This is a genomic window from Rhodospirillales bacterium (genome assembly GCA_016699855.1).
Classification (GTDB): Bacteria; Pseudomonadota; Alphaproteobacteria; order Reyranellales; family Reyranellaceae.
On the sequence record CP064988.1, the window covers coordinates 1,934,608 to 1,961,144 of the forward strand.

At 72.4% G+C, this 26,537-nt stretch carries 20 protein-coding genes and 1 pseudogene; 3 read left to right on the forward strand and 18 right to left on the reverse strand.

All coding sequences use genetic code 11. The features are described 5' to 3' along the window. Positions 1–216 precede the first annotated feature (216 nt). The gene (locus IPK81_09040) at positions 217–885 is read left to right on the forward strand and encodes a glutathione S-transferase family protein (protein QQS14291.1); all 669 of its coding nucleotides are present in this window, start codon (positions 217–219) and stop codon (positions 883–885) included. A gap of 22 nt (positions 886–907) precedes the next feature. On the opposite strand, the gene IPK81_09045 is transcribed toward IPK81_09040, so the two are convergent. Continuing rightward, on the reverse strand, positions 908–1,918 hold the full coding sequence (locus tag IPK81_09045) for a TAXI family TRAP transporter solute-binding subunit (GenBank protein QQS14292.1): 1,011 nt from the start codon (positions 1,916–1,918) through the stop codon (positions 908–910). A gap of 402 nt (positions 1,919–2,320) precedes the next feature. Beyond that, complete coding sequence (locus tag IPK81_09050; GenBank protein ID QQS14293.1) at positions 2,321–3,931, reverse strand: sulfatase-like hydrolase/transferase; 1,611 nt, start codon at positions 3,929–3,931, stop codon at positions 2,321–2,323. On the opposite strand from IPK81_09050, the gene IPK81_09055 reads away from it, so the two are divergent. Continuing rightward, on the forward strand, positions 3,903–4,625 hold the full coding sequence (locus IPK81_09055) for a DUF924 domain-containing protein (GenBank protein QQS14294.1): 723 nt from the start codon (positions 3,903–3,905) through the stop codon (positions 4,623–4,625). The genes IPK81_09050 and IPK81_09055 overlap by 29 nt on opposite strands. Positions 4,626–5,018: 393 nt before the next feature. Here the strand turns inward: IPK81_09055 and IPK81_09060 are convergent, their stop codons facing one another. Together IPK81_09060 and IPK81_09065 are read right to left on the reverse strand one after the other, a co-directional pair. Further along, positions 5,019–5,786 carry an META domain-containing protein gene (locus tag IPK81_09060; protein ID QQS14295.1) on the reverse strand — a complete coding sequence of 256 codons (768 nt, stop codon included), beginning with the start codon at positions 5,784–5,786 and terminating at the stop codon, positions 5,019–5,021. A gap of 101 nt (positions 5,787–5,887) precedes the next feature. Continuing rightward, the gene (locus IPK81_09065) at positions 5,888–6,238 is read right to left on the reverse strand and encodes a hypothetical protein (protein ID QQS14296.1); all 351 of its coding nucleotides are present in this window, start codon (positions 6,236–6,238) and stop codon (positions 5,888–5,890) included. A gap of 329 nt (positions 6,239–6,567) precedes the next feature. On the opposite strand from IPK81_09065, the gene IPK81_09070 reads away from it, so the two are divergent. Further along, positions 6,568–7,158, forward strand: coding sequence for a hypothetical protein (locus IPK81_09070; protein ID QQS14297.1), 591 nt, complete (start codon positions 6,568–6,570; stop codon positions 7,156–7,158). Between the two features lie 561 nt (positions 7,159–7,719). Here the strand turns inward: IPK81_09070 and IPK81_09075 are convergent. The 14 genes and pseudogenes from IPK81_09075 to IPK81_09140 form a co-directional block, all read right to left on the reverse strand. Continuing rightward, positions 7,720–8,235 (reverse strand): O-acetyl-ADP-ribose deacetylase, encoded by a 516-nt coding sequence (locus IPK81_09075; protein ID QQS14298.1) that lies wholly within the window; start codon positions 8,233–8,235, stop codon positions 7,720–7,722. Beyond that, a complete protein-coding gene (locus IPK81_09080) occupies positions 8,232–9,482 on the reverse strand; it encodes an adenylate/guanylate cyclase domain-containing protein (protein QQS14299.1) in 1,251 nt (416 codons plus the stop codon). Before IPK81_09080 ends, IPK81_09075 begins: the two co-directional genes overlap by 4 nt. After that, a complete protein-coding gene (locus IPK81_09085) occupies positions 9,479–10,369 on the reverse strand; it encodes a 3-keto-5-aminohexanoate cleavage protein (GenBank protein QQS14300.1) in 891 nt (296 codons plus the stop codon). Before IPK81_09085 ends, IPK81_09080 begins: the two co-directional genes overlap by 4 nt. 140 nt (positions 10,370–10,509) lie before the next feature. Beyond that, positions 10,510–11,709: an OmpA family protein gene (locus tag IPK81_09090; GenBank protein QQS14301.1), complete on the reverse strand. Its 1,200-nt coding sequence runs from the start codon at positions 11,707–11,709 to the stop codon at positions 10,510–10,512. Between the two features lie 213 nt (positions 11,710–11,922). Then, a complete protein-coding gene (locus tag IPK81_09095; GenBank protein QQS15025.1) occupies positions 11,923–12,390 on the reverse strand; it encodes an OmpA family protein in 468 nt (155 codons plus the stop codon). A 967-nt stretch (positions 12,391–13,357) separates the two neighbouring features. After that, positions 13,358–13,936: an OmpA family protein gene (locus IPK81_09100; protein QQS15026.1), complete on the reverse strand. Its 579-nt coding sequence runs from the start codon at positions 13,934–13,936 to the stop codon at positions 13,358–13,360. An 860-nt stretch (positions 13,937–14,796) separates the two neighbouring features. Further along, entirely contained in the window at positions 14,797–16,008 is a 1,212-nt protein-coding gene (locus IPK81_09105) for an OmpA family protein (GenBank protein ID QQS14302.1), read from the reverse strand. A gap of 235 nt (positions 16,009–16,243) precedes the next feature. After that, positions 16,244–16,726 carry an OmpA family protein gene (locus tag IPK81_09110; GenBank protein QQS15027.1) on the reverse strand — a complete coding sequence of 161 codons (483 nt, stop codon included), beginning with the start codon at positions 16,724–16,726 and terminating at the stop codon, positions 16,244–16,246. Positions 16,727–17,695: 969 nt separating this feature from the next. Beyond that, entirely contained in the window at positions 17,696–18,886 is a 1,191-nt protein-coding gene (locus tag IPK81_09115; protein ID QQS14303.1) for an OmpA family protein, read from the reverse strand. Between the two features lie 238 nt (positions 18,887–19,124). Then, positions 19,125–19,706, reverse strand: coding sequence for an OmpA family protein (locus tag IPK81_09120; protein QQS15028.1), 582 nt, complete (start codon positions 19,704–19,706; stop codon positions 19,125–19,127). Positions 19,707–20,567: 861 nt separating this feature from the next. Further along, positions 20,568–21,494, reverse strand: a complete 927-nt coding sequence (locus IPK81_09125) for a DUF882 domain-containing protein (protein QQS14304.1) — start codon at positions 21,492–21,494, stop codon at positions 20,568–20,570. Positions 21,495–22,343: 849 nt separating this feature from the next. Continuing rightward, a complete protein-coding gene (locus tag IPK81_09130; protein QQS14305.1) occupies positions 22,344–24,080 on the reverse strand; it encodes a sodium:proton antiporter in 1,737 nt (578 codons plus the stop codon). A gap of 84 nt (positions 24,081–24,164) precedes the next feature. Beyond that, complete coding sequence (locus IPK81_09135; GenBank protein QQS14306.1) at positions 24,165–25,754, reverse strand: hypothetical protein; 1,590 nt, start codon at positions 25,752–25,754, stop codon at positions 24,165–24,167. A 163-nt stretch (positions 25,755–25,917) separates the two neighbouring features. Next, positions 25,918–26,481: pseudogene (locus IPK81_09140) on the reverse strand (serine/threonine protein kinase). Positions 26,482–26,537: the final 56 nt, after the last annotated feature.

A 26,537-nucleotide genomic window follows, 5' to 3' on the forward strand; every position in this document is an offset into this window, starting at 1 on the left:
CTGGCGCTTCGACCACGCCGCCCAGTCCGACGGCGCGACCACGGCGACGGGGATCGCGGCCGGACCGCGATCGAGAAACGGCAGCGGCAAGGACCCCTCCCGACCAGTTGTGCTTTTCGCGACGAAACCCCAGCATGATCGCGAATCGGGCGCGCTGGCAATGTGAATGTGCCGGTCGTCCGCCGCCGGTCCGCCGGACGCGCGCGTGGAGGTCACATGGCGGAATTCAGCCTGGTCATCGGCAACAAGAACTACTCGTCGTGGTCGTTGCGCGGCTGGCTGGTCGCCAAGATCGCCGGCATCGAGTTCGAGGAGATCCAGATCCGGCTGTACGAGCCGGACACCGCGACGCGGATCGCACGCCACTCGCCGTCGGGCCTGCTGCCGGTGCTGGTCGACAAGGGGCTCTCGATCTGGGACACGCTGTCGATCGCCGAGTACCTGCACGAGATCCGGCCGGATCGCGGCATGTGGCCGAAGGGCGCCGCGGCGCGCGCCACCGCGCGCTCGGTCGCCGCCGAGATGCATTCCGGCTTCGTCGACCTGCGGCGCGAGATGCCGATGAACATCCGCGCCTCGTTCCCCGGCCACGGCCACACGCCCGAGGCGCTGGCCCAGGTCCAGCGGCTGGCCGGCATGTGGCTGGACTGCCGCAAGCGCTTCGCCGGCTCGGCCGAGCGCGACGACGGCTTCCTGTTCGGCACCTTCACGGCGGCCGACGCGATGTTCGCGCCGGTGGCCACGCGCCTGCGCACCTACGGCGTCAGCCTCGACCCCGAGGCGCGGCGCTACGTCGACGCGCTGCTGGCGCATCCGTTCATGAAGGAATGGTGCGACGCCGCCGCCCACGAGCCGTGGCTGATCGCCCAGTACGAGTTCCGCTGACGGCGCGACGGGCGCGGCCCCCTCAATCCTTCAGCACGCCGCGTTCGCGGTAGAAGCGCTGGGCGCCCTCGTGCAGCGGCACGGCCAGGCCGTCGATCGCGGTCTCGAGGCGGATCGCCGCCGCGCTGGGGTGGCCGCGGTCGAGCCGGGCGCGGTTCGAGGGATGGAACAGCGCCCGCAGGTTGCCGTGCACGGTGTCGCCGTCGACCGCCGCGCTGGTCAGCCAATGGGCGGCGACGGTGATGGTCTGGCGCGCGTCGATGCCGTCGTAGTGTTCGGCGCCGACCGTCGTGGTGCCGATCCACGGACGCTCGCGGCGCAAGCGCTCGGCGACCGGCGTCGAGACCGGCAGCAGGTCGACCGGCGACTGCCGCGCCAGCGCCACCAGCAGCGGCGCCGGCTCGCCCGCCACCATCACGAAGGCGTCGATCGCGCCCTCGCGCAGCCGCGCGCTGGCGGCCTGCGGCGAGAGATAGACCGCGTCGATGTCGCGCCGGCCCAGCCCGTACGCCGCCATCAGGGTGCGCGCCACCGGCAGCGTGCCGGACTCGCGCTCGCCCATCGACACGGTCCGCCCGCGCAGGTCCGCGACGCTCTCCAGCCCGGTGCCGCGGCGGACGACGACGTGCACCGACTCGGTGAACAGGTTGGCGATCGACCGCAGCAGCGGCATGGCGCGGCCGGAGAACAGGTCGTCGCCGCGGTACGCCGCCGCGCCGATGTCGGCCTGGGCCAGCGCCGAGTCCAGGGCGCCCTCGCCGAGGCGGCGCAGATTCTCGACCGAGCCCTGGGTCGCCAGCGCCTCGGCGACGAGGCCGGGGATGCCGCAATTGCCGCCGGCCTCGCAGGGCCGGCCGCCGGGCGGATTGCTGATGACCGCCGAGATCAGGCCGGCGATCGGGAAGTACGTCCCGCCGATCGGGCCGGAGCCGATGAGGAAGTGCCGCTCCTCGCCCGGACGCTGCGCGCGGACCCCGCCGCCGAGGATGGCGGCCGGAACGGCGGCGGCGAGCACGGAGCGGCGGGACGGCACGGACGGACTTCCAACGCGGGCGGATCGGCAGAGTACTCTCCGCGGCCGCGCGCGACAACGCGCGCCGGCGCGGCGGCGCGCGATTTCGCGATCACATCGACGGGAGTCGCCGCCACACCGCCGCCACGATCGCCGCCCGCGCGCGGGCCGATCGCGGATGCCGCGCCTCTATCTTCCCTTCTCCCCCGTCTTCGGGGGAGAAGGTGCCCGAAGGGCGGATGAGGGGTCTTCGTCCTCGTCCTCGCCGGCGCGTGCGTCATGCCGACGATCTCGCTTGCGCGCCGCGCCGCGCCCCTCATCCGGCGCTACGCGCCACCTTCTCCCCCGAAGACGGGGGAGAAGGGAAGAAACGCCGCAGGCCGCCTCGCGCGCCGCAAGCCGCGTCCGACGCCCCGCCCGCGCTCACCACACGCCGAAGAAGATGCCGTGCTTCTTGTGGGTCGCGGTGCGGGCCGCCACGTAGGCATCGTCGACCGTGACGCGCGATTTGCGCGCCGCCATCCACGCCGCCAGCCGGGCCCGCATCTCCTCGCGCACCCGGGCGTAGCCGGCGTCGCGGCCGAGATCCGCCATCTCGCGGGGATCGTTCGCCAGGTCGAAGAGCTGCGGCGGGAAGTCCAGCCAGTCGACGTATTTCCAGCGCTCGGTCCGCACCATCCACGCCCGGCAGTCGCGCGGATGGCGGTCCAGCAGCAGGCGGGCCTCGCGGAAGGCGTAGTCGAGCTCCGAGAACACCGCGTCGCGCCAGCCCGCGGTCTCGTCGCGGGCGCGGGCCGGGCTCGAGCCGCCGCCGGCCGGGATGTCGCCGCGGCGGGTCAGCGGCAGCAGCGAGCGTCCCTCGATCAGATGCCGGGCCGGCGGCAGGCCCAGCGCGTCGAGGCAGGTCGGCAGCACGTCGACCGCCTCGACCAGCCGCGCGTCGACCGTGCCCCTTGTGCCGTCGGCGGCGGCATCGGGATCGACGACGATGAACGGCACCCGCACCGCCTCCTCGTAGAAGATCTCCTTCTCGCCCAGCCAGTGGTCGCCGAGGAAATCGCCGTGGTCGGCGGTGAACACGATCAGCGTGTCGTCGAGCCGCCCCAGCCGCTTCAGGACCGCCATCAGCCGCGCCAGATGGTCGTCGATCTGGCCGATCAGCCCCATGTAGGTCGGCCGCACGGTGGAGGGTCCATCGGGCCGCGAGAACGAGACGGCCTCCTCGTGCCGGCGGTAGGCCGCCAGCACCGGATGCTGGTCGCGCAGCTCGGCCTCGGTGCGGTTCGGCGGCAGGCAGTGCTGCGGCCCGTAGAGCTGGTGGTAGGGCGCCGGCGCCATGTAGGGCCAGTGCGGCTTGACGTAGCTGAGATGCAGGAACCACGGCGCCTCGCCCTGGCCCTCGACGAAGCGGATCGCCTGGTCGGTCATGTAGGCGGTCTCGGAATGCGCCTCCGCCACCCGCGCCGGCAGCCGCGCGTTGCGCATGTTCCAGCCGCTGGCCTTGGCGCCGTCCGGCCCGTCTGCGGCGATCACGAAGTCGCTCCACGGATCGTCGGCGACGTAGCCATGGGCGCGCAGATAGGCGGGATAGCCGCTCTCGACGCCCGGCGGCGAATGGCCGTCGTAGCGGTCCAGCTCCTCGAAGCCGCCGTTGCGCAGCAGGGCCGCGAACGCCGAGCCGCCCTCGATGCCGTAGCGCTCCAGCGCGTCGAGATCGGGCAGCACGTGGGTCTTGCCGGCCAGCGCCACGCGGATGCCGGCCGGCCGCAGATGGTCGCCGATGGTCTTCTCGCGCAGGCTCAGCGGCACCCGGTTCCACGTCGCGCCGTGGCTCATCACATAGCGGCCGGTATAGTAGGACATGCGCGACGGCCCGCAGACCGCCGACTGCACGTAGGCGCCGGGGAAGCGCACGCCCCGGGCCGCGAGCGCGTCGATCGCGGGCGTGCGCAGGTGGGGATGGCCGGCGCAGCCGAGATGGTCGGCGCGCAGCTGGTCGCACATGATGAAGAGGACGTTCCGGACCTTGCCCATACGCTTTCCCCGCCGCGGCGCTCCCTCCGACCTTAGACGGAGCGCCGCCCCGGGTCACGCGGCCGCCGGCGGACGCGCCGGTCACGCCCCCGGCCGGATCGCCTCAAGCCTTTCCGTCGTCGGCCACGACGTGGTCCGCCGCGTGCTCGACCACTGGTTCGGGCCGCCCGACGGACCGCGCCATTGCGAGCCCCGGGGCTTCTGGTTCACCAGCACGCCGGCGCTCGACGACGAGCTGCGCCGGCGCTTCGGCGCCGACATCGCCGCGGCGATGCGCGGCCGGCTGCGGGCGCTGGAGCGCACGCCCCGGGGCGCGCTGGCGCTGTGCCTGCTGCTCGACCAGATGACGCGCAACACCGCCCGCGGCTCGGCCGCCGCCTTCGCCGGCGACACCGCCTCCCTCGCCATCGCCCGGCGCGCCGTGGCGCGCGGCTTCGACGGGCGCCTGAAGCCGATCCAGCGCGTGTTCCTCTACCTGCCGTACGAGCACAGCGAGTCGCGCGGCGACCAGGGACGCTGCGTCGGCCTGATGGCCGCCATCCGCCCGCCGCGCAACCTGCGCTACGCCGTGGCCCACCGCGAGATCATCGCGAAATTCGGCCGCTTCCCCCACCGCAACGCCGCGCTGGGGCGCCAGGACACCGACGCCGAGCGGGCGTATCTCGCGGGGGAGCATCAGCGCTTCGGGCAGTGAGTTCCGTGCCTCCGGCCCCGGTGTGACCGCCGCGCGCTGCGCGAGACGCGCTTGTTGCCGTTGCCGTTGCCGTTGCCGTTGCCGTCGCCGTCGCCGTCGCCGTCGCCGTCGCCGTTGCCGGCGTGGCGCCGTCCTCTCCACTGTCATCCTGAGCGGAGGCGCGTAGCGCCGTAGTCGAAGGATCTTGGCGCGATCCCGCGGCGAGGAAAGATCCCTCGACTGCGCGCCTATGGCGCTCCGCTCGGGATGACGGGAGAGGCGTGGCGGGCTCCACACCATGGAGCGCCGCAAGCCATCAAAGAGACGGGCCGCCCGCCATCGAAGAGACATTGCCGCCGGCCGCGCATTTTGTCCCGCTCCGCCAACGCACCGCGCCCTCCCGATCGCCCCGCGCTACTTGCCACGTTCGATGAACCGCAGCGACCGCCCGTCGTCGGTGGACAGCACAAGCATGCCGCCCGGCCCCGTCGACCAGCGCGTCACCGCCGCCAGCAACTCCATCGTCCGCCGTTCGGTCTCGGTCAGCACCACCGAGGCGCAGACCTGTTCGGTCGTGCGCCTCAACCCCGAGAATCGGATCGCGCCGCCGTCGCGCGTGAACGTCGCCTCGAAGCCGTTGCAGCCCGCGTCGCCATAGGCGCGGCCCGAGGGGTCGAGCGTCAGGGTCGGCCGCGGCGGCGTGTTCGGGCCGGCGGGCGGCTGCGGCTCGCCGATCCAGCGGCCGTGCGGCGGCGTCGCGGCCGGCCAGCCCGAGGCGCGCCTGGCGGCCTGCGCCAGCGTCAGGGTCCGGCACTCCACCGGGCCCTCGCCCGCGCGCCAGAACAGCAGGCCGCGCTCGCCCTGCGCCGGATAGACGACGACCACCACCTTGGGCGCGGCGCGGTGGCGCGACGCGGCGCCGTCGCGGCACGCCGTCCCGTCGAACTCGAACACCAGCCGCGGGAAGGCGCCGTCCTCGAACGCGCGCGCGCCGACCGCCGGCAGCGCGCAGGACAGCGGCGGCACGGCGCCGCCGTCGTCCACTTTCAGCGTCGCCGGCCCGCCGACGCGCCACGACAGCGCGCCGCGGCCGCCCTCGCCGTCGAAGCCGCAGTCGAGATCCGCCGCCCCGGCCGCCGACGCGGCGAGGCAGAGCGCGGCGGCGAGCGTGATCGTTCTCACCGTGGGGGAAGCCGCGAGCGCGATCATCCTCGCCACGGGAGCGGCCGGGAGCGCGAGTCCCATCGCCCGCATCGGTGATGTCGCGCCGGGCGCCAGCGCGCTCATCGGCAGCGCGCCTTGGTCGCGGTGATCAGCCGCGTCAGCTCGGGCGTGCGCTCGACCGCCGGCAGGCAGCGCTGCGCCTCGAGCACGCCGCGCAGCAGCGCCGGCTCGTAGGCCCGCCGCTCGCCGTCGAACAACACGTCGCGCACGCGGCGCTGCAGCTCGGCGTCGGCCGACTTGCCGCAGACGCCCGACAGCTCGGCCAGCGCCGTGCGGCGGTTGGTGTCGGTGGCGTTGGGCCGCTCGTAGGACTCGACCCAGGTGCGGACATCGCCGCAGGCCGACGCGACGGATGGCGCGAGGATGGGCGACGCGAGGGCTAGGGACGCGGCGACGAGCCAGACGCGCATGCGATGCCTCCTGCGGGCGGGCCGCGCTCCGGCCGGCCACCCTGTCGAGCCTCGCATGCTACCATGGCGGCGCTGTGGCGGCGGACGGTCCCGCCCGCGCCCACCGCCGGCCACTCGGTCGAGCTTCGCATGCTACCATCGCGGCGCCGCGGCGGCGTATGGCCGCCCACGCTCCGGCCGGCCATCGTGTCGATCCTCGCACGCCAAGGCAGCGCGGTGGCGGCGGATCGGCCGGCCGCGCTCCGTCCGGCCACACGGTCGATCATCGCATGCTACCATCGCGGCGCCGCGGCGGCGGATGGCCGGTCGCGCCCACCGCCGGACGCAAGATGACCCCGCTCCGCCGCCTCCTCGCCCGCCTGCGCGGCGCCGTCGCCGCGCCGCCGCCGCGCCGCGTGCTTTACGTCCACGAGGACGACATGGGCGACGTCGAGCTGCTGCCGGAAGCGGCGCGCGCGTGGTGCGCCGAGGAGCTGCGCCGCATCGACGCCTTCGCCGCAGCGCACGAGGCGCCCGACGGGCTCGGCTGGACGGACATCCATGTCCGGCCGCCGGCGCCGGCCCGCCTTGGCGATCTCGGTCTGCGCGCCGCCGCCGCCGCCGCGCGGCTGCGGCGCGTCGCGCCGGCCTACGACGGGGTGGAGACCGGCACCTATTCGGACGTCGAGGTCGCGGCGGGCGCGACGGCGTTCGGGGCGGACGGGTCGGGCGCACTGGTGCTGCACGTCGACGCCGCCGGGGCGCTGACCGGCGTCGATGTGGTGCCGCAGGGCGGCGCCGGGCTGGGCCCGCTGCTCGACGCCGTGCGTGATCTGGCGGCGCCGTCCCGGCTGGTCGCGGTCGCGTGGAACCGGGGCGCGCTGGCGGCGCTCGACGACCCCGGCGAACGCGCCGCCTTCATCCGCGCGATCGCCGGCTGAACGGGTTTCGCGCCAGCCCGTGGGCGCCCCCGTCCCTCGGTCATTCCGAGCGCAGCGAGGAATCTTTTAGCGGCCGATGGATCGCCGGCGCCGCCCCGCCGCAAGGCGCCTCTGGTCCCAAGGGCGACGACACGTCGGTATCGGACCCTGACCGTCATTCCGAGCGCAGCGAAGACTCTTTAAGCGACCGATGGATCGCCCGCGCCGCCCCGCCGCAAGGCGCCTCTGGTCCCAAGGGCGACGACACGTCGGTATCGGACCCTGATCGTCATTCCGAGCGCAGCGAGGACTCTTTAAGCGACCGATGGATCGCCGGCGCCGCCCGGCATTTCGGGACGGACGGCCCGTTGCAAGACGCCGGACCCCGCGTGCAAGCCGTTTTGTATATTGTATGCAAAATACAATATACAAAACTCCAAGTATATGCTCATTCCGAATCGACAAGAATCGATCCGATGCATATCCGGCAATGGTTATACGTCACCCCATCGCGTCGAATTCAGCGTGACGCTTGCTATCGTCAACGATATCGTTGACTCTTGTTGTACGGGTACAATTTCTTCAGCCTGCCGCCGCGATCATCGCGCGGTAGAGCGCCGCCAGCGGCGCGTCGAAACAACAGAAAACCACGCGTTCGACGCCGCGATCTGCCGCCAGAAACGAACGCGTCTCGGCCACCGCGATGCGCGTCGCGGGCTCGCGCGGATAGCCGTAGATTCCGGTGCTGATCGCCGGGAACGCGACCGAGCGCAGCCCGTGCGCGGCGGCCAGCGCCAGCGACTCGCGGTAGCACGACGCCAGCAGCGCCGGCTCGCCCCGGCCGCCGCCCTGCCAGACCGGGCCGACGCTGTGGATCACGTGGCGCGCCATGAGCCGGTAGCCCGCCGTGATCCTGGCGCTTCCGGTGGCGCAGCCGCCCAGCGTCCGGCATTCGGCCAGCAGCGCCGGGCCCGCCGCGCGGTGGATCGCGCCGTCGACGCCGCCGCCGCCGAGCAGAGTGGTGTTGGCGGCGTTGACGATGGCGTCGACGTCGAGCGCCGTGATGTCGCCCTCGACCACCTCGATGACGCCGCTCACGGCGCGGCCGCCGCGGCCGACGGCGCCGGCGCCGCCGCCGTCGGATCGAGCGTGTGCAGCTCCTGCGGACGGCCGACGCCGCGCAGCGCGTAGCGGCCCAGCGACACGAAGGCCGCCGGCGATCCCGACGCCGCGACGAAGGCGTCCGACAGCACGACGTCCTGGTCGAGCGTGCGGCTGAGCGCGCCCATGCGGCCGGCCTCGTTGACGGCGGCGCCGAGCACGGTGAAGTCCAGCCGCCGCGCGCCGCCGAAATTGCCGTAGATCAACTCGCCCTCGTGCAGCGCCAGATGCAGCCGCGTCGTCGCGGCGCCGTCGGCGGCGCGGCGGACGTTGAGCGCGGCGATCCCGGCTTCGCAGGCGCGCCACGCCGCCAGCGCGCGGCGGCAGGCGACGGCGGGATCGGCGTCGCGGAAGATCGCCAGCACGCCGTCGCCGATGAACTTCAGCACGTCGCCGCCGGCGGCGTCGATCGCGTCGACCACGATGCCGGCGTAGTCGTTGAGCAGCGCCAGCGTCGCGTCGTGCGCCATCGAGTCGGCCAGCCGCGTGTAGTCGACGAGGTCGCTGAACCACACCACGGCGCGGATCGGCTCGGCGCGGCCGCGCTCGACGTTGCCGGCGCGCACGCGGCGCGCGGCGTCGGCGCCGAGATAGGTGTCGAGCAGCGTGCGCGCGGTGCCGACCACGCCGCGCATCTGCGACACCAGCGCCACCGCCGGCCACACCGCGCGCAGCAGCGCGAGATCTGAATCGCCGAAGCCGCCGGGCCGGTCGGTGGTGACCGACACCACGATGGTGCCGACGTCGGAGAAGCGCGCGCGGGCCGCCATCGGCGCGGCGAGCGCGAGATAGTCGGTGGCGCCCTCGGCGCGGAACGTGCGCAGCGCCGGGAACGCGGACTCCGGCGCCGGCGGCTCGAGCCGCGCGCGGAACTCGGTCTCGCCGCGGTCGAGCATGTGGCGGAACGGGCTCTCGGCGATGTCGCGCCGGTTGACGGCGCTCTCGGCGCGCCTGACCTGCAGCCGCGTCGCGCCTTCGCGCGGCAGCCACCGCAGGGCGCGCGCGTCGATCGTGGGATCGAGCACCTCGCTGGCCAGCCACACGCGGGAGACCGGCACGCCGGCGTCGACCAGCCGCCGCGCGAGCTCGTCGACGATCGCCATGTCGGTGGCGTCCGAACCGCCGGCCTCGAGCAGCCACGCGATGATCGGCGCGGCGCGGCCGGGATCCGCCGGCGGCGTCATCGCGGCGCCGGCGCCGACAGCGCCGCGCGCATCTCCGCGGTCGACGCCAGCCGTCCGCCGGCCGCCTCGATCCGCCGCCGCGCGTCGGCCACCAGCGCGCGGTTGTCGCTCGCGCAGCCCAGCGGCGAATCCTCCAGCCCGACGCGCACGTGGCCGCCGCGCGCCACCGCGATCCCGATCAGCGGCGCGATCTCGACGCCGAGCCCGGCCACCATCCACGGCGCGCCCGGCGCCTCGGCGGCGAGCAGATGCAGATACGCCTCGACCGCCCAGGGCTCGGCCGGGAAGCCGAACGCCATGTCGCGCGAGAACATCAGCCGGTAGATCGGCTCCGGCGCGCCCGGATAGGCGCGGCGCAGCGCGGCGCCCAGGCGCAGGAAGCCCGGCTCGTAGATCGCGTAGGACGGCGTCATGCCGTGGCGCTGCGCCAGCGCCAGCCCGTGGCGGATATGCGCCTCGGGATTGGCGTAGACGAATCCGGCGCGGCCCGCGGCGACGTCGGCGAAGTGGACGAGGTTGGTCGAGCCGGGATCGACCACGGCCCATTCGATCAACCCGGCGGCGAGCAGCTTCTCGACGGCGGCGAAGCGCGCGGCGGCCGTCATCGCGCGCGGCGAATCGGCGTTGCCGGCGAACGGGATCGTCGGATAGCAGACGACGTCGACGCGGGCGCGGATGCGCTCGATGATCGGCGCGTAGATCTCGTAGTCGTCGCGCTGCCGGCCGGTCGCCGGATCGTAGGCGTGGAAATGCACGATGGCCGCGCCGAGCGCCGCGCAGGCCACCGCGTCCTCGACGATCGCGTCGGCGGTCACCGGGATCTCGGGCTGCAGACGGCGCGACCACGGGCCGTTCAACGCCACCTCGAGCCACGTGTCCTGGGTCATCGGCGGTCCCTCTCCGCCGCGATGGTCGTCCGCGACGGCGCCGCACGCAAGTCCGGCGGCGCCTGTCGCGTGATGGTCGCGCCAATGAGAAAGGGCCGCTCCAAGGAGCGGCCCTTCGTGTCGTCGCCTTGCGTCGATCGTCAGTTCAGGACGATCTCGACGCGGCGGTTCTGCGGCTCGCGCACGCCGTCCGCGGTCTGCACCAGCGGCATGCTCTCGCCGCGGCCCACCACCGCGATCTGGTTCGCCGGAATGCCCTCGCGCACCAGCTGGTCCTTCACAGCGTTCGCGCGGCGCAGCGACAGCGCCATGTTGTAGGCGTCGCCGCCAGACTTGTCGGCGTGGCCGGTGACATCGAGGCGGGTCGACTTGCCGGCCTTGGCGTCGGCCGCCGCCTGCTTGATCGTCGTCGCCGCCGTCGGCGTGATCAGCGCGCGGTCGAAGTCGAAGAACACGATGTAGCTCTTCTTGCCGCTCGCCACCGGCGGCTTCGGCGCCATCGGACCCGACGGCGGCGCGCCCCAGTTGTACGCCAGGCGCACGAACGGGCCATGGATGAGACGATCCGTCCGGCCGGCGTTCAATGCCGCGCCGAAGCCGTTGTACTCCTGCTTCGGGGTCACGCCGTTCCAGACCGAGAACTGGTAGCCGGCCGCGAGATGCCACAGCGGCGCGATCTCCCAGTCCAAACCAGCCTTGCCATCGAACTCCCAGATCACGCGGCTGTCGCTGACCGAGCCGACGCCCGCCGTGCCGCCGGCCGCCGTCTTCGTCTTGCCGAACAACGCGCTCGCGCCCAGCCCGCCGAACACGCTGATCGACTCGGTGAGCCGCAGCGAGCCGTCCACGCCGACGCGCGGGCCGACGCCCCAACTGGTCATCTTCGCGGTGAACGCGCCGCCCTGACCGTCGTCGTCCTTCAGATTCCACCGCGCGTAGCGCACGGCGACGAACGGCCGCACGCCGTAGCCCGGGCCGCGGATGTTGTAGCCGACCTCGCCGTCCACCATCCAGAACCCGCCGCCGTCCAGCGCGTGCGTGGCGGTACTGGCCGAGTACGACGCCTGGCGCGGGCCGCGCGACAGGAACGCGCCCTCGAACGCGGCGGCGACATCCCAACCGCCGAAATCGTAGCCAAGCTGGCCGCGACCGCCGAAACCGTCGCCGACGCCGGCGCCTTGGCCGCCAAGCTGGGGCGACACGTAGACGTTCTTCAGGTCGCCATCGACGATGTAGGTGCCGTTCAAAAACCCGTAGAAACCCGGCTGTTGCACCTGCGCCTGCGCGGCGCCGGCCGTCAGGGCGCCCAGCGCCGCGCCGGCGACCAGAAATTTCCGCATCACGATCTCCCCCTCGAAAACAGGCCGCGTTCGCACCCGGCCCCGATATGACACCCGACGATAAAAATACCGCAAGCCGTTGCCGGCGCCACAAGATTCACCCGCCGGCGGCGCTTTTTCGTCGCGGTGTGGCCGGAACGCCATGCCCGGCACCCGTCCGACGAAAAAGGCCGCCCCGAGGGGCGGCCCTTCGCGTTCCGGTGGGTGACCGGCTTAGTTCAGGACGATCTCGACCCGGCGGTTCTGCGGCTCGCGCACGCCGTCCGCGGTCTGCACCAGCGGCATGCTCTCGCCACGGCCGACGACGGCGATCTGGTTCGCCGCGATGCCCTCGCGCACCAGCTGGTCCTTGACCGCGTTCGCGCGGCGCAGCGACAGCGCCATGTTGTAGGCGTCGCCGCCCGACTTGTCGGCGTGGCCGGTGACATCGAGGCGGGTCGACTTGCCGGCCTTGGCGTCCGCCGCGGCCTGCTTGATCGTCGTCGCCGCCGTCGGCGTGATCAGCGCCCGGTCGAAGTCGAAGAACACGATGTAGCTCTTCTTGCCGGCCACCTTCGGCGGCTGGACCGGCGCCGGTCCCGACGGCGGCGCGCCCCAGTTGTACGCGAAGCGGATGAACGGGCCGTGGTTCAAGAAGCCGCTGCGGCCCTGCGGACCCGCGACCGCGCCGTTGTTCGTCATGAACGAGTAGGCGACGCCGTCCAGCCACTCCACGCGGTAACCGGCCGCGATGTGGAAGAGCGGCGCGACCTCCCAGTCGAGGCCGGCCTTGGCGCCGATGTCCCAGAACATCCGCGACGTCTTGTCGTTCGGCCGGATCGCCGCCAGCGCCGCGCCGTGCTCGGACTTGATCTTGCCGAACAGGAACGCGGTGTCGATACCGCCGAACAGGCTGATCGACTCCGTCAGACGCAGCGAGCCGTCGACGCCGATCCGGGGACCGACGCCCCAGGCCTTGACGTCGCTGGCCAGCCCCAGAACCGCGTCCGAGATGTCGTAGGTCGCGCGCTGGTACCGCAGGCCGATGAACGGCCGCACGCCGTAGCCCGGGCCCGAGATCGTGTAGCCGGCGTCGAGATCGACGTTCCACACCTTGGCGTCGGTGATCCGCGTGGAGAAGCCGTTGGTCGCCTGCGCGTCGCCGCGCTTGAAGTCGATGTAGCGGCCGCCCAGCGCGATATCCCACGCGCCCTCGAAGCGGTAACCCAGCTGAAGCGCACCGCCCAAGCCGGCGCCGGGCGCGGCGCGGTCGTCGACGACATTGTCGAGCAACGCCGTGCCGCCGGCGTTGTTCTTGATGGCGTACATGCCGTCGATGGACCCGAAGAAGCCCGGACCGCTCTGCACCTGCGCCTGCGCCACGCCCGCCGTCAGGGCGCCCAGGGCCGCGCCGGTCATCAAGATCCGCTTCATGCAACTCTCTCCTCGACGCCTGTTCCGGCCGGACGCGGCCCAGCGTGGAAAATCACCGCGTCAAAGTACAGAAGCCGGACCGCCGCGCCAACGACCGATCATGATTCCTGGACCAAGCGCGGCGGAATCCCCGCCGATGTGGCATTCCGGCAACGCGCCGGCGGGACCGGCACAGGACCCAACGAAGAAGGGCCGCCCCGAGGGGCGGCCCTTCGCGTTCCGGTCAGTGACCGGCTTAGTTCAGGACGATCTCGACCCGGCGGTTCTGCGGCTCGCGCACGCCGTCAGCGGTCTGCACCAGCGGCATCGACTCGCCGCGGCCGACCACCGCGATCTGGTTCGCCGGGATGCCCTCGCGGACGAGCTGGTCCTTCACCGCGTTCGCCCGGCGCAACGACAGCGCCATGTTGTAGGCGTCGCCGCCCGACTTGTCGGCGTGGCCCGTGACATCGAGGCGCGTGCTCTTGCCGGCCTTGGCGTCGGCCGCCGCCTGCTTGATCGTCGTCGCCGCCGTCGGCGTGATCAGCGCCCGGTCGAAGTCGAAGAACACGATGTAGCTCTTCTTGCCGGCCACCTTCGGCGGCTGGACCGGCGCCGGTCCCGACGGCGGCGCGCCCCAGTTGTACGCCAGGCGCACGAACGGGCCGTGCTCGAGAAGCCCGCTGCGGCCCTGCGCCCCGAGGCGAACAACCCGCTCGGCGCGAGAGCCGCGTCGAACATCACGCCGTCGTTGTACATCGCGCGGTAGCCGGCGGCGATGTGCACCAGCGGCACGATCTCCCAATCGACACCGACCTGGCCGCCGATCTGCCAGAACATGCGGCCGCGATTGGTCGTGGCGCCAAGACCCGCCGCCGAGTGCGTATCCTTGGCCTTGCCGAACAGGAAAGCCGTGTTCAGTCCGGCGATCAAGCTGACGCTGTCGGTGACGCGCAACGCGCCGTCGACCCCGATCGTCGGGCCGGCCCCCCAGCTCTTCACGCGGTCGGAGATGCCGAAGGTCGGCTCCGACGCCTTCTGCTTGTACTGCAGATACCGCACGCCCAGCGACGGACGCACGCCCCAGCCGGGACCCGACAGCGTGTAGCCGGCCTCAAGGTCGACGTTCCAGATCTTGCCGTCGTCGAGCCGCCAGAGGACCGGGTTCGTGTTCCGCCCGATCTTGCCCTTGCTGTAGTCCTGGTAGCCGCCGCCGAGGGCCATGTCCCAGGCGCCGTCGAAGCGCCATCCCAGCTTCGCCTTGCCCCCGAAACCATCACCGAGGCTGGTCTTGTCCGAGGCGGTTGGTAAGCCGGAAACCGCCATGCTCGACGAATGCCCGGGCGGCAGATTGTACAGGCCGTCGATCGTGCCGAAGAAGCCCGGCTGCTGGACCTGCGCCTGCGCACCGCCCGCCAGCAGCGCGCCCAGCGCCGCACCGGTCATCAACATCCGCTTCATGCCGCTCTCTCCCCCTGCGCCCATCCGCCCCGGTCACGGCCCGGCGCCGAAAATCACCGCGTCAAAATACCCAAGCCGGACCGCCGCGCCAACGACCGATCATGATTCCTGGACCAAGCGCGGCGGAATCCCCGCCGATGTGGCATTCCGGCAACGCGCCGGCGGGACCGGCACAGGACCCAAAGAAAGGGCCGCCCCGAGGGGCGGCCCTTCGCGTTCCGGTCAGTGACCGGCTTAGTTCAGGACGATCTCGACGCGGCGGTTCTGCGGCTCGCGCACGCCGTCGGCCGTCTGCACCAGCGGCATGCTCTCGCCACGGCCCACCACCGCGATCTGGTTCGCCGGGATGCCCTCGCGCACCAGCTGGTCCTTCACAGCGTTTCCACGACGCAGCGACAGCGCCATGTTGTAGGCGTCGCCGCCCGACTTGTCGGCGTGGCCGGTGACATCGAGGCGGGTCGACTTGCCGGCCTTGGCGTCCGCCGCGGCCTGCTTGATCGTCGTCGCCGCCGTCGGCGTGATCAGCGCCCGGTCGAAGTCGAAGAACACGATGTAGCTCTTCTTGCCGGCCACCTTCGGCGGCTGGACCGGCGCCGGTCCCGACGGCGGCGCGCCCCAGTTGTACGCCAGACGCACGAACGGGCCGTGGTTCAACGTGCCGCTGCGGCCGCGCGGTGAGCCCGCCCCGCCAACGTCGCGGATAAGGACGCTGAACATGTTGCCGTCGATCCACTCGACCTGGTAGCCGGCGGCGAGGTGGACCAGCGGCGCGATCTCCCAGTCGAGGCCCGCCCGGGCGGCGATGTCCCAGATCAGACGGCCGGTGTTGCCGCTGTTGCCGCCGACGCCGACCAGCGCCGCGTCGGGATTCGACTTGATCTTGCCGAACAGGAACGACGTCTCGACGCCGCCGATCAGGCTGACCGACTCCGTCAGACGCAGCGCGCCGTCGACACCCACCCGCGGGCCGATGCCCCACGACTTCGTCTCCGACGCCAACGGGGTGCCCACCGTGTGGGTGAGATCCGCCGTGCTGCGCTGGTAGCGCACGCCCACGAATGGCCGCACGCCGTAGCCCGGTCCGCTGATCGTGTAGCCGACCGATCCATCGATGTTCCACACCTGCGCGTCGGTCACCGTGGTGACCGTGGCGCCGCCACCGCGCGAATCGCCCCGGCGGTAGTCCATGAAACGGCCGCCGATCGCCACGTCCCACGCCGTGGCGTCGAAGCGGTAGCCGATCTGCCCCTGCGCGCCCAGCCCGACGCCGGGCTGCGCCTTCTGGGTGGCGTTGGTGACGTCGAAGAACGACGTGCCGCCGGATTGCGTCTTCAACGCCATCAACCCGTCGATCGAGCCGAAGAAGCCCGGCTGCTGGACCTGCGCCTGCGCACCGCCCGCCAGCAGCGCGCCCAGCGCCGCACCGGTCATCAACATCCGCTTCATGCCGCTCTCTCCCCCTGCGCCCATCCGCCCCGGTCACGGCCCGGCGCCGAAAATCACCGCGTCAAAATACCCAAGCCGGACCGCCGCGCCAACGACCGATCATGATTCCCCGACCAAGCGCGGTGGAATCCCCGGAGACGTGGCATTCCGGCAACATCCGGGCCGGCTGTCGTCGGCCCCAACGAGAAAGGGCCGCCCCGAGGGGCGGCCCTTCGCGTTCCGGTGGGTGACCGGCTTAGTTCAGGACGATCTCGACGCGGCGGTTCTGCGGCTCGCGCACGCCGTCGGCGGTCTGCACCAGCGGCATGCTCTCGCCGCGGCCGACCACCGCGATCTGGTTCGCCGGGATGCCCTCGCGCACCAGCTGGTCCTTCACCCCGTTCGCGCGGCGCAGCGACAGCGCCATGTTGTAGGCGTCGCCGCCCGACTTGTCGGCGTGGCCCGTCACGTCGATACGGGTCGACTTGCCGGCCTTCGCGTCCGCCGCGGCCTGCTTGATCGTGTTCACCGCCGTCGGCGTGATCACGGCGCGGTCGAAATCGAAGAACACGATGTAGCTCTTCTTGCCCGTCGCCGCCGGCGGCTTCGGTGCCATCGGGCCCGACGGCGGCGCGCCCCAGTTGTAGGCCAGACGCACGAACGGACCGTGCACGAGCTGCCCGCTACGCCCGCGCGGCGACTGGGAGACGAACAGGTCGGTCGCCGCGTAGGTGAACATGTTGCCGTCGATCCACTCCACCCGGTAGCCGGCGGCGATGTGGAACAGCGGCGCCACTTCCCAGTCCAGGCCGATCTTACCGCCGATGTCCCAGACCATCCGGCCCGTGTTGCCGCTGTTGCCGCCGATGCCGGCGAGCGCCGCGTTGGGGTTGGATCTGGCCTTGCCGAACAGGAACGACGTGTCGATGCCGCCGAACAGGCTCACCGTCTCCATCAAGCGCAGCGAGCCATCGACGCCGATCCGCGGGCCGATGCCCCACACCTTGGTCTCGGACGCGAATGGACCGGCGGGCTGGTGCAGGATGTCGGCGGTGCTACGCTGGTAGCGCACGCCCACGAACGGCCGCACGCCGTAACCGGGGCCGCTGATCGTGTAGCCGACCACGCCATCCACGTTCCACAGCTTGGCGTCCGTGACGGTCGTCGTGCTGACGCCGGCGGGCTGCGCATCGCCGCGGCGGAAATCCATGAACCGGCCGCCGATCGCGACGTCCCACGCCGTGCCGTCGAAGCGGTAGCCGATCTGACCCTCGGCGCCGAAGCCGGTGCCAGGCGTCGCCTTGCGCGCGCCGTTGGTGATATCGAAGGACGCGGTGCCACCGGAGTTGGACTTCAACGCCATCAACCCGTCGATCGAGCCGAAGAAGCCCGGCTGCTGCACCTGCGCCTGTGCCGCGCCGGCCATCAGCGCACCCATCGCGGCGCCGGCCAGTAGAACCTTCTTCATCGGAACCCCTCTCCCCGGATCACACGGCATGACGCCCCCGGCACGGCAGGGGCGACAATCCATCCGCGAGAATAACGGAACCGGCCCCGGGGGCCAACCGCCGGAGCCTGAATTACCGGTCGCGCCGTCGGAATCTCCGGAGATGTGGCATTCCGGCAACAGGCGGGCCGGCCGGCGCCAGCCCCAACGAGAAAGGGCCGCCCCGAGGGGCGGCCCTTCGCGTTCCGGTGGGTGACCGGCTTAGTTCAGGACGATCTCGACCCGGCGGTTCTGCGGCTCGCGCACGCCGTCGGCGGTCTGCACCAGCGGCATGCTCTCGCCGCGGCCCACGACGGCGATCTGGTTCGCCGGGATGCCCTCGCGCACCAGCTGGTCCTTCACCGCGTTCGCGCGGCGCAGCGACAGCGCCATGTTGTAGGCGTCGCCACCCGACTTGTCGGCGTGGCCCGTGACATCGAGGCGCGTGCTCTTGCCCGCCTTCGCGTCCGCCGCGGCCTGCTTGATCGTCGTCGCCGCCGTCGGCGTGATCAGGGCGCGGTCGAAGTCGAAGAACACGATGTAGCTCTTCTTGCCGGCCACCTTCGGCGGCTGGACCGGCGCCGGACCGGACGGCGGCGCGCCCCAGTTGTACGCCAAGCGCACGAACGGGCCGTGCTCGACACGCTCGCCACGGCCGCTCTGCGGCACGAAGCCCTCGTTCTTGAAGAACGTACCGCTCGAGATGTCGAGCCGGTAGCCGGCCGCGATGTGGAACAGCGGCGCGATCTCCCAATCGAGGCCGACGCGGCCGTCGAAATTGTACATCGTCCGGCTGTCCTTGCCGGAGTTGACGATCGGGCCGCCGCTCGACTTCGTCCGGCCGAACAGGACCGAGAAGTCGAAGCCGCCGAACACGCTGACGGGGCCGGCCAGGTTCAGCGTGCCGTCGAAGCCGACGCGCGGGCCGACGCCATAGGCCTTGTTATCGTTGAAGCAGCAGCCCGGCGGCGCGTCGGGGTGGTACCCCATGTCGTGCTTCCAATGCTGGTAGCGCACACCGAGCATCGGACGGACGCCCCAGCCCGGGCCGGTGATGTTGTAGCCGACCTCGAGATCGACGTTCCACGTCTTGGCGTCGTCGACACCGAAATCGTTGACGCCGCCACCGCGGCGCTTGCCGGCCTTCAGGTCACCGTACTTGCCGCCGAGCGCGACATCCCAAGCGGTGCCGTCGAAACGGTAGCCGAGGCGGGCGCTGCCGCCCCAGCCGTCACCGGGTACGAATGTGATGCCGCTGAGAAAGCCGTTGCCGGAATTGATGCCGCCCGAGCCACCGGTGAACCAGTAGAAACCGTCGATCGAGCCGAAGAAGCCCGATTGCTGGACCTGCGCCTGCGCGGTTCCGGTGAACAGCGCCGCCACCGCGGCGCCCGCCATCATCAGCTTCCTCATGCCGTCTCTCCCTCTAACGAAAACCGATACCGCGCCCCGACGCGACCGGCGTGCGAACTCGACCGTGAAAATATCCGGAGGCGACGGCGCTAGCCATTGGAATCTGGGCGGAATCCGCGGGCGGGCACCGAATTTGCCGAGGTGTTGCGGATTTGCCACAGCGTCTGCGGGCGACGTCGGGCCCAACGAAAAGGGCCGCCCCGACGGGCGGCCCTTCGCGTTCCGGTGGGTGACCGGCTTAGTTCAGGACGATCTCGACGCGGCGGTTCTGCGGCTCGCGCACGCCGTCCGCGGTCTGCACCAGCGGCATGCTCTCGCCGCGGCCCACCACCGCGATCTGGTTCGCCGGAATGCCCTCGCGCACCAGCTGGTCCTTCACAGCGTTCGCGCGGCGCAGCGACAGCGCCATGTTGTAGGCGTCGCCGCCCGACTTGTCGGCGTGGCCCGTGACATCGAGGCGCGTGCTCTTGCCGGCCTTGGCGTCGGCCGCCGCCTGCTTGATCGTCGTCGCCGCCGTCGGCGTGATCAGCGCCCGGTCGAAGTCGAAGAACACGATGTAGCTCTTCTTGCCGCTCGCCACCGGCGGCTTCGGCGCCTCCGGACCGGACGGCGGCGCGCCCCAGTTGTACGCCAGGCGCACGAACGGGCCGTGCTCCAAAAGACCCGACCGGCCGCCACCAACGATGTTCGGAGCGGCGGCGCCACAGCACTGGTTGCTCATCAGGCCGTCCCAGTACGTCGCCTTATATCCGGCGGCGAGGTGCCATAGCGGCGCGATCTCCCAGTCGATGCCGATGCGGCCGCCGACCTCCCAGATCATCCGGCTGTCGGAGCTGCTGCCGAGAGTCGTGCGGTCCTTGACCTTGCCGAACAGGAACGACGTCGCGACGCCGCCGGTCAGGCTCAAGGAGTCGGTGAGCCGAAGCGAGGCATCCGCGCCGACGCGCGGACCGAACCCGTAGCTCTTGATATCGTCGGTGCGCGCGTTGCAGCTGTCGTTCAGCTTCGCGTCCCACTGCGCGTATCGCGCGCCGATGAACGGCCGCACGCCATAGCCCGGACCGGAGATCGTGTAGCCGCCCTCGAGATCGGCGGTCCACAGCTTGCCGTCCGGCATCTGGACCGAGGTCGCGCCGCAAGCCGGGAACGGCTGGGCCTTGCCCTTCGTGTAGTCGAGGTAGCTGCCGGCGATCGCGACATCCCAGCCGCCACCGAACGCGTAGCCCAGCTTCGCGCCGCCGCCGAAACCATCGCCGACGCTCGCGCGCGACGCGACGCCACCGAAGGTATTGGCGACCATGCCGCCGCCCGGTTTCACCGCGTACTGGCCATCGATGTAGCCGAAGAAGCCCGGCGTCATCGTCTGCACCTGCGCCTGCGCGGCGCCCGCCATCAGCGCGCCCAGCGTGGCGCCGGCCACGAGAATCCGCTTCATGTCCGCATCTCCCCTCGAAATCCCCGATGGCGGCGCCGGGACACGACCGGCACGACCATCCGAATGCGAAAATAGCCGGGCCGATCCGCGCCGCCAATAGTCGCGGCCCCGCCTCACCGGCCACGCGGCGCAAATCCTCGGTAGTGTGACATTTCCGCAATAGCGCCCGAGCCTTTGATCCACAACGAGAAAGGGCCGCCCCGAGGGGCGGCCCTGCACGTGTCGGACCGGCGCGGCGCCGGGCGCTCACCAGTAGCGCACGTCGCCGGTATCGAGGTGCACGAAGCCGGAACGGGCGTAGTAGCCGACGCCACCGAGGCCCAGCCCGCGCGCCGCCTGGCGGATCTGGTAGGCGCTGTGGCCGGGCAGCTTCACGTCGATCGCCTGGCCGCGCATGTGCAGGCTGTCGGAGGCCACGCCGCGGCTGGTGCTGGCCAGCCAGGCGTTGGTCTCGGGCGAGCGGTAGGCCGACAGCACCTCGAAGCTGGAATCGCTGCCGAGATTGCGCCGGACATGCCACAGCACGTCGAACAGGCGGGGATCCATCTGGACCGAGGAGCCGTTGCGCGAGTCGCGCAGCGCGGCGTTCAGGCGGTCGATCTCGGACTGCACGTAGCGGCCGTTGCGCCAGTACGTCGCGGTCACCGTCTCCTGCGTGTTGACGTTGTGCAGGGTGAGCGTGCGCGGCGTGCCGTCGTCGGGCGGCGGCGGCAGCTTCTCGGGCGACGGCGCGTATTCCGGCACCGGCGGCCGCGGCACGGCGCCGTAACGGGTGCTCCGCAGGCTCGACGCGGCCATCGCCGGGGTCGGCACCGATCCACGGCCGACGGCGGCGACGCGGGTCGCCTGCGGCGCGGCGGCGGGACGTGGCGCGACATAGGTCGCGGTCCTGGTCGCGGCCGGGGCGGCGGTCGGCTTGCCGGCGGGGGTCACAACCTTGGTCTTGGCGGCGACCGGGCCGGCGGCCGGCTTGGGCGCGGCGACGGCGCCGCCCGGCGTGGCGACCGCGGCGGCCAGCGACTTGACCACGACCGGCTTGGCCGGCGCGACCACCACCGGCTTGGCCGGCGCGGGCTTCGGCGCCGCCTTAGGCGCCTGGGCCATCGCGGCGCCCGACGCGCCCAGGACGAGGGCCGCCGAGAACAACGACGCGACGCAGTGACGGACCGGCATCAGCAATTCTTCTCGCAGGGGGTGGGCGGAAATGTTGCAGAAATGCAACACACTTGTACCTGATTCCGGGAAGGGCGCCAATCGCTAACAAATAAGCGCGCGCTCACAGAAATCACACGGGTCGCGATCACCCTTGCCGGGGCGCGGCGACGGCCTCGATCTCGGCGCGCATCGTGGGACTCGAGTCGAGCAGCCGTTTGAACTCGCGGGCGTCGAGCACGAGCAGATGGCAGACGCCCTCGGCGACCACGTCGGCGTTGCGCGGCTTGCCGTCGAGCAGCGCCTTCTCGCCGAAGAAATCGCCCTCCTTGAGGACCACCTCGCCGACCACGAGGCGCACCTTGGCGGCGCCGGCGGCGATGAAGTACATGGCGTCGCCCTTGCCGCCGCGGGCGACGATCAGCTCGCCGGGCAGCGCGATGCGGGCGCGCAGCCGCCGGCCGACCGCCCGGACCTCCTCCGGGGACAGGCCGGCGAACAGCGACACCCGGCCGATCATCGCCGTCAGCTCGATGCCCAGCCGCAGCGGCGGCCGCCGCGACGCCTCGGCGCGGCGCGCGTCCATCGCCTTCTCGAGATCGGCGTGGACCTCGGCGTTGATCGCGGAGTTGCGCCATTGCCGGTCGTACTCGGCCGATTCGAGGCGGTAGGCGGCGCGCTGCAGATGCTGAAGCCGCACGGCCTCGGCGTAGCCGGCGTACTGCAGCGACAGCGCCCGCAAGGCGCGCTCGACGCCGTCGCGGCGCTCCTCGAGCCGGGCGGCGGCCTCGTCGCGCGCCTCGACGCCGAGCAGGCCGGCGACCTCGTGCCGGTTGAAATGCGCCAGCTCCCGCAGCACCACGCGCACGATCAGCAGCGCCTCGAAGCGGTCGGCGAGCCGGTCGGCCAGCGGGCCCTCCCAGCCGAACGTCCCGTGCAGCCACAGCGCGACCTTGAAGGCGCGGCCGTACTCGGCGACCTCGCGCAGCGCCAGCGCGTAGCCGGCGGCGCCCTCGGTCCGCACCCGGTCGAGGACCCGCTCGGCGCCGAGGACGAGCCGGCCGACCATGCGGCGCGAGACGGTCTGGTGCTCGAACTGCTCCAGGTAGAGCTCGCGCTCGCGCGCGCACAGGGTGCGCAGGGCGTAGGCGACGCGCTTGTCGAGCGGCAGCGCGACGTCGTCGCCGGCGGCGCCGAGCGCCTCCTCGAGATGCGGCACGCAGCGCGCGACGTCGGACCCACGCCGTAGGCGTCGGCCACCTCGTGCACCTGCCCGGCCACCGTGGCGCGCGACAGGCGCAGGACGCGCTCGCGCAGCGCGGCGTCGGTGGCGTCCAGCTCGTTGAGGCGGAAGAAGCGCATCAGCGGCCGCAGCGAGGGCGCGTTGACGAACAGCGTCGCGATCACGAACAGGGTCGCCAGGATGGCGACGAAGTCGCGCGCCTCCTGCGGCAGCCGCGGGTTGGCGTAGGCGACCAGCGCCAGCGCCAGCGTCACCGCCCCGCGCAGGCCGCCCCACACGATCATCGTCTTGTAGCGGTTGTCGACCGGCTGCACCCGGCCCAGCGCCTCCAGCGCCGGCAGCAGCCCGAACAGCACCAGCGCGCGGGCCCCGAAGGCGGCGAAATAGAGCGCCGCCAGGCCCAGCATGTGGGATTTCGTGACGCCGGCCAGCAGGTTGACCGCCACCATCGAGGCCAGCAGGAAGATCATCGAGCTGGCCCAGAACTCGAGCTGGTGCCAGCTGTGCTGCAGCGCCTCCCACTGCCGCGGCTGGAGCCGGGTGGGGCCCGCCGCCGCCAGGGTCAGCGCCGCCGCCACGACCGCGACCACGCCGGAGACGTGGATGTACTTGTCGCCGACGATGTAGGCGAGATAGGCGAGGCTGACGGTGACCGACACCACCGCCACCGACGAGGCGCCGAGGCGCGACAGGATCATCAGCGCGCCCTGCGCCAGCACGAAGCCCAGCGCCAGGCCGCCGAGGAACTCGCGCAGGAAGATGAAGACCGGCGACGCCGCGCTGCCCAGCGCGCGGCCGCCCAGGATGTCGATCAGGATGACGAAGGCGGTGATGGCGGCGGCGTCGTTGAACAGCGCCTCGCCCTCGGCCAGGATCGACAGGCGCTTGGGCGCGCCGACGTCGCGCAGGATGCCGATGACGGCGGCCGGATCGGTGGTCGAGACGATCGCGCCGAGCAGCAGGCAGACGTGGATGTCGACGCCGGTGGCGAGATGCACCAGCCCGCCGACCACGCCGATGCACACGAACACCGCCACGATCGCCAGCAGCAGGACCGCCGAGATCTCGTCGAACAGCCGGCGCACGTCGATCATCAGGCCGGCGGTGAACAGCAGCGGCGGCAGGAAGACGTAGAGGAACGTCTCGGGACTGAGGACCAGCGCGCGCAGGCCGTCGAAGGCGTCGCCCATCGGCGAGGCGCCGGCCGCGAGGTCGACGCGCGTCGCGGCGACGCCGAGCAGCATGCCGAGGACGGCCAGCAGCACGGTGTGGGGGATGCGCAGGCGCTCGGCCACCGGCACCAGCAGGCTGACCGCCGCCAACGCCAGCGCGATGGCGAACAGCGCCGCGACGACCGCCGTCATCGCCGGCGCCGCGTCCGTTCAGTTCGGCCGATGTCCCGCCCTTCGGTCCTCAACGCCCCGGCTCCGCTGCGCTCGCTCGATCGATCATTCCTCGGCGCGGACCCGTTCACCGGCGCGCCAGGTGCCGGACGTGGTCTTGCCGTCCGCCGCCACGGCGACACCGTAGCCATCCGGCAGACCGTCGACAAACGTTCCATGGAAACGCGCGCCGTCGCGCTCCGTGACGATCCCCGCGCCATGGCGCTTGCCGGCGCGGAATCCGCCCTCGTAGCGCTGGCCCGACGGCAGCGTCTCGACGCCGGGACCCTCTAGCTCGCCGTCGCGCCACACGCCGGCGCGCGTCGCGGCGCCCGCGCCGGCGCCGACCACGCGCACCCCCGGCCCCTCCGGCTTACCGCCCTTGACCTCGCCGGCGTGGCGCTCGCCCGGCGCCAGCGCGAACACGCCGGCGCCTTCCGGCACGCCGGCGCGCCAGTCGCCCTCGTAGCCGCGGCCGTCGGTGGTGCGCAGCGTGCCCAGACCGTCGAGCGCGTCGTCCTTCCAGTCGCCGGCCTGCCGCTCGCCGGTCGGCAGCTCGGCCACGCCGAGCCCGGCCCGCTTGCCGTCGGCCATGATGCCGACGAAGCCGCCGCCGCCTTCGAACGTCGCCGACACGGCGCCCGGCAGGTCGGGTTTGCCGGCCTCGGCGGCGCGGATGCGCGCCTCGCCGGCGCGTTCCAGCGCCCGGGTCCGCGCCAGCTCGGCGCGCTCCGCCTCGGCCTGGGCGCGCGTGGCGCCCTGGCGTGTGGTCTCCACCAGCTTGTCGCGCGCCGCCGCGTTGGTCGCCGTCGACGCCCCGCTGGACTTGCCGGACGCGGCCGGCGCGCCGGCGACGGGGCCGGGCGCGCGTCCCAGAATCTCGTCGATCGAACCCGGCGCGCCGGGCTTGCCCGCAACGCCCGGCTCTGCGCCGCCCGGCTTCACCGGCACCGGCTCGCCCTTGGGTTCGATCCGGCCCGGCGTCGCGCCGGCCTCGGGCTTGGCGGGCAGGCGCGGCATGGCGTAGCCGGGGTCGGTCTCGCCGCCCGGCGCGGCCGCGGGCTTCGGCGCGGCCGCCGACGGCGTGGCGCCGGGCTTCGCCTCGGCGATGGCCGTGGGCCCGGTCGGCTTGACCGGCACGACGGGACCGGTCTCGGTGGTCGGCGGCTTGTCGCCGCCGCGCAGCAACGCCCAAGCGCCACCACCGGCAACCAGCATGACCGCCGCGGCGATCGCCAACTGGACGGCGCCGATCCGCGCGCGCCGGGGCGGCGGGGCGTCGGACGCCATAGGCACAGCCTGAAGGCGCGCGTCGCCGCCATCGCGCGTCGCGCCACCAAGACGGCGCGGCGCGGCCACGGCCGGCGCCGGCGTGGCGGACGCGACCGGCGGCTCGGCGGCGGCGGCCTTGGCCTGCGCGGCCCGCGCGCGCGCCGGAATCGGGTCGGACATGACGCGCGTGCGCGCCGCGCTGTCGGCGCCGGGGCCATCGGCGGCGGCGGCCGAGGCGACGCCGAACCGCGCGCGCCATGACGCGATGTCGGCGGGGCGGTCCTCGGCGTGCACCGCCAGGCCCCAGTCGATGGACTCGAGGAAGGCGCGGTCGAAGCCGGCGATTCCCGCCTCGACCAGCGGTCGATAGGGATCCTTGCGCACGCGCGACGGCGCCTCGGGCGGCGGAGCGCCCGCGATCGCGTGGTAGGCGACCGCCGACAGGCCGTAGATGTCGGTCCACGGCCCCTGCTCGCCCTCGACCTCGTACTGCTCGATCGGCGCGTAGCGCGGCGTGACGATGCTGGTGAGGGTGGCGCCACCCCGGCCCAGCGCCGCGCGCGGCGCCGAAATCGATCAGCACCGGCGAGCCGTCGGGCCGCACGATGATGTTGGACGGCTTCAGGTCGCGGTGCAGGAATCCGGCGGCGTGGACCTGCGCCAGCCCGTCGGCGATACCGTCGACGATGGCGCGCACGCGCGCCGGCGGCAGACGACCGGGACCGGCCAGCAGCGGTCCCAGCGGCGTGCCGGCCTCGTGCTCCATCACCATGTAGGCGGTGCCGTTGGCCTCGAAGAAGCGCAGCACCGGCACGATGTTGCGATGGCGGAAGCGCGCCAGCACGCGGGCCTCGTCGAGGAAGCGGTCCAGACCCCAGCGGTAGTCCTCGGCCAGCTTGCGGCTGCGCGGCGCCACCGTGGCGCCCTCGGCGCGGACCGCGAACTCGACCGGCAGGTACTCCTTGATCGCGACCTGCTTGCGTAGCGTCGTGTCGGTGGCGAGATAGGTGATCCCGAACCCGCCATGGCCCAGCACGCTGTCGATGCGGAACTCGTTGAGCTGATGGCGCGGCGGCAGCGCGTTGGGATAGTCGGCGGCGGCGGTGGTCATGGCATCCCGACCGGCGGCGGCGGAAGCGCCGGAATCCGGACGCTAATAGCGCCCGG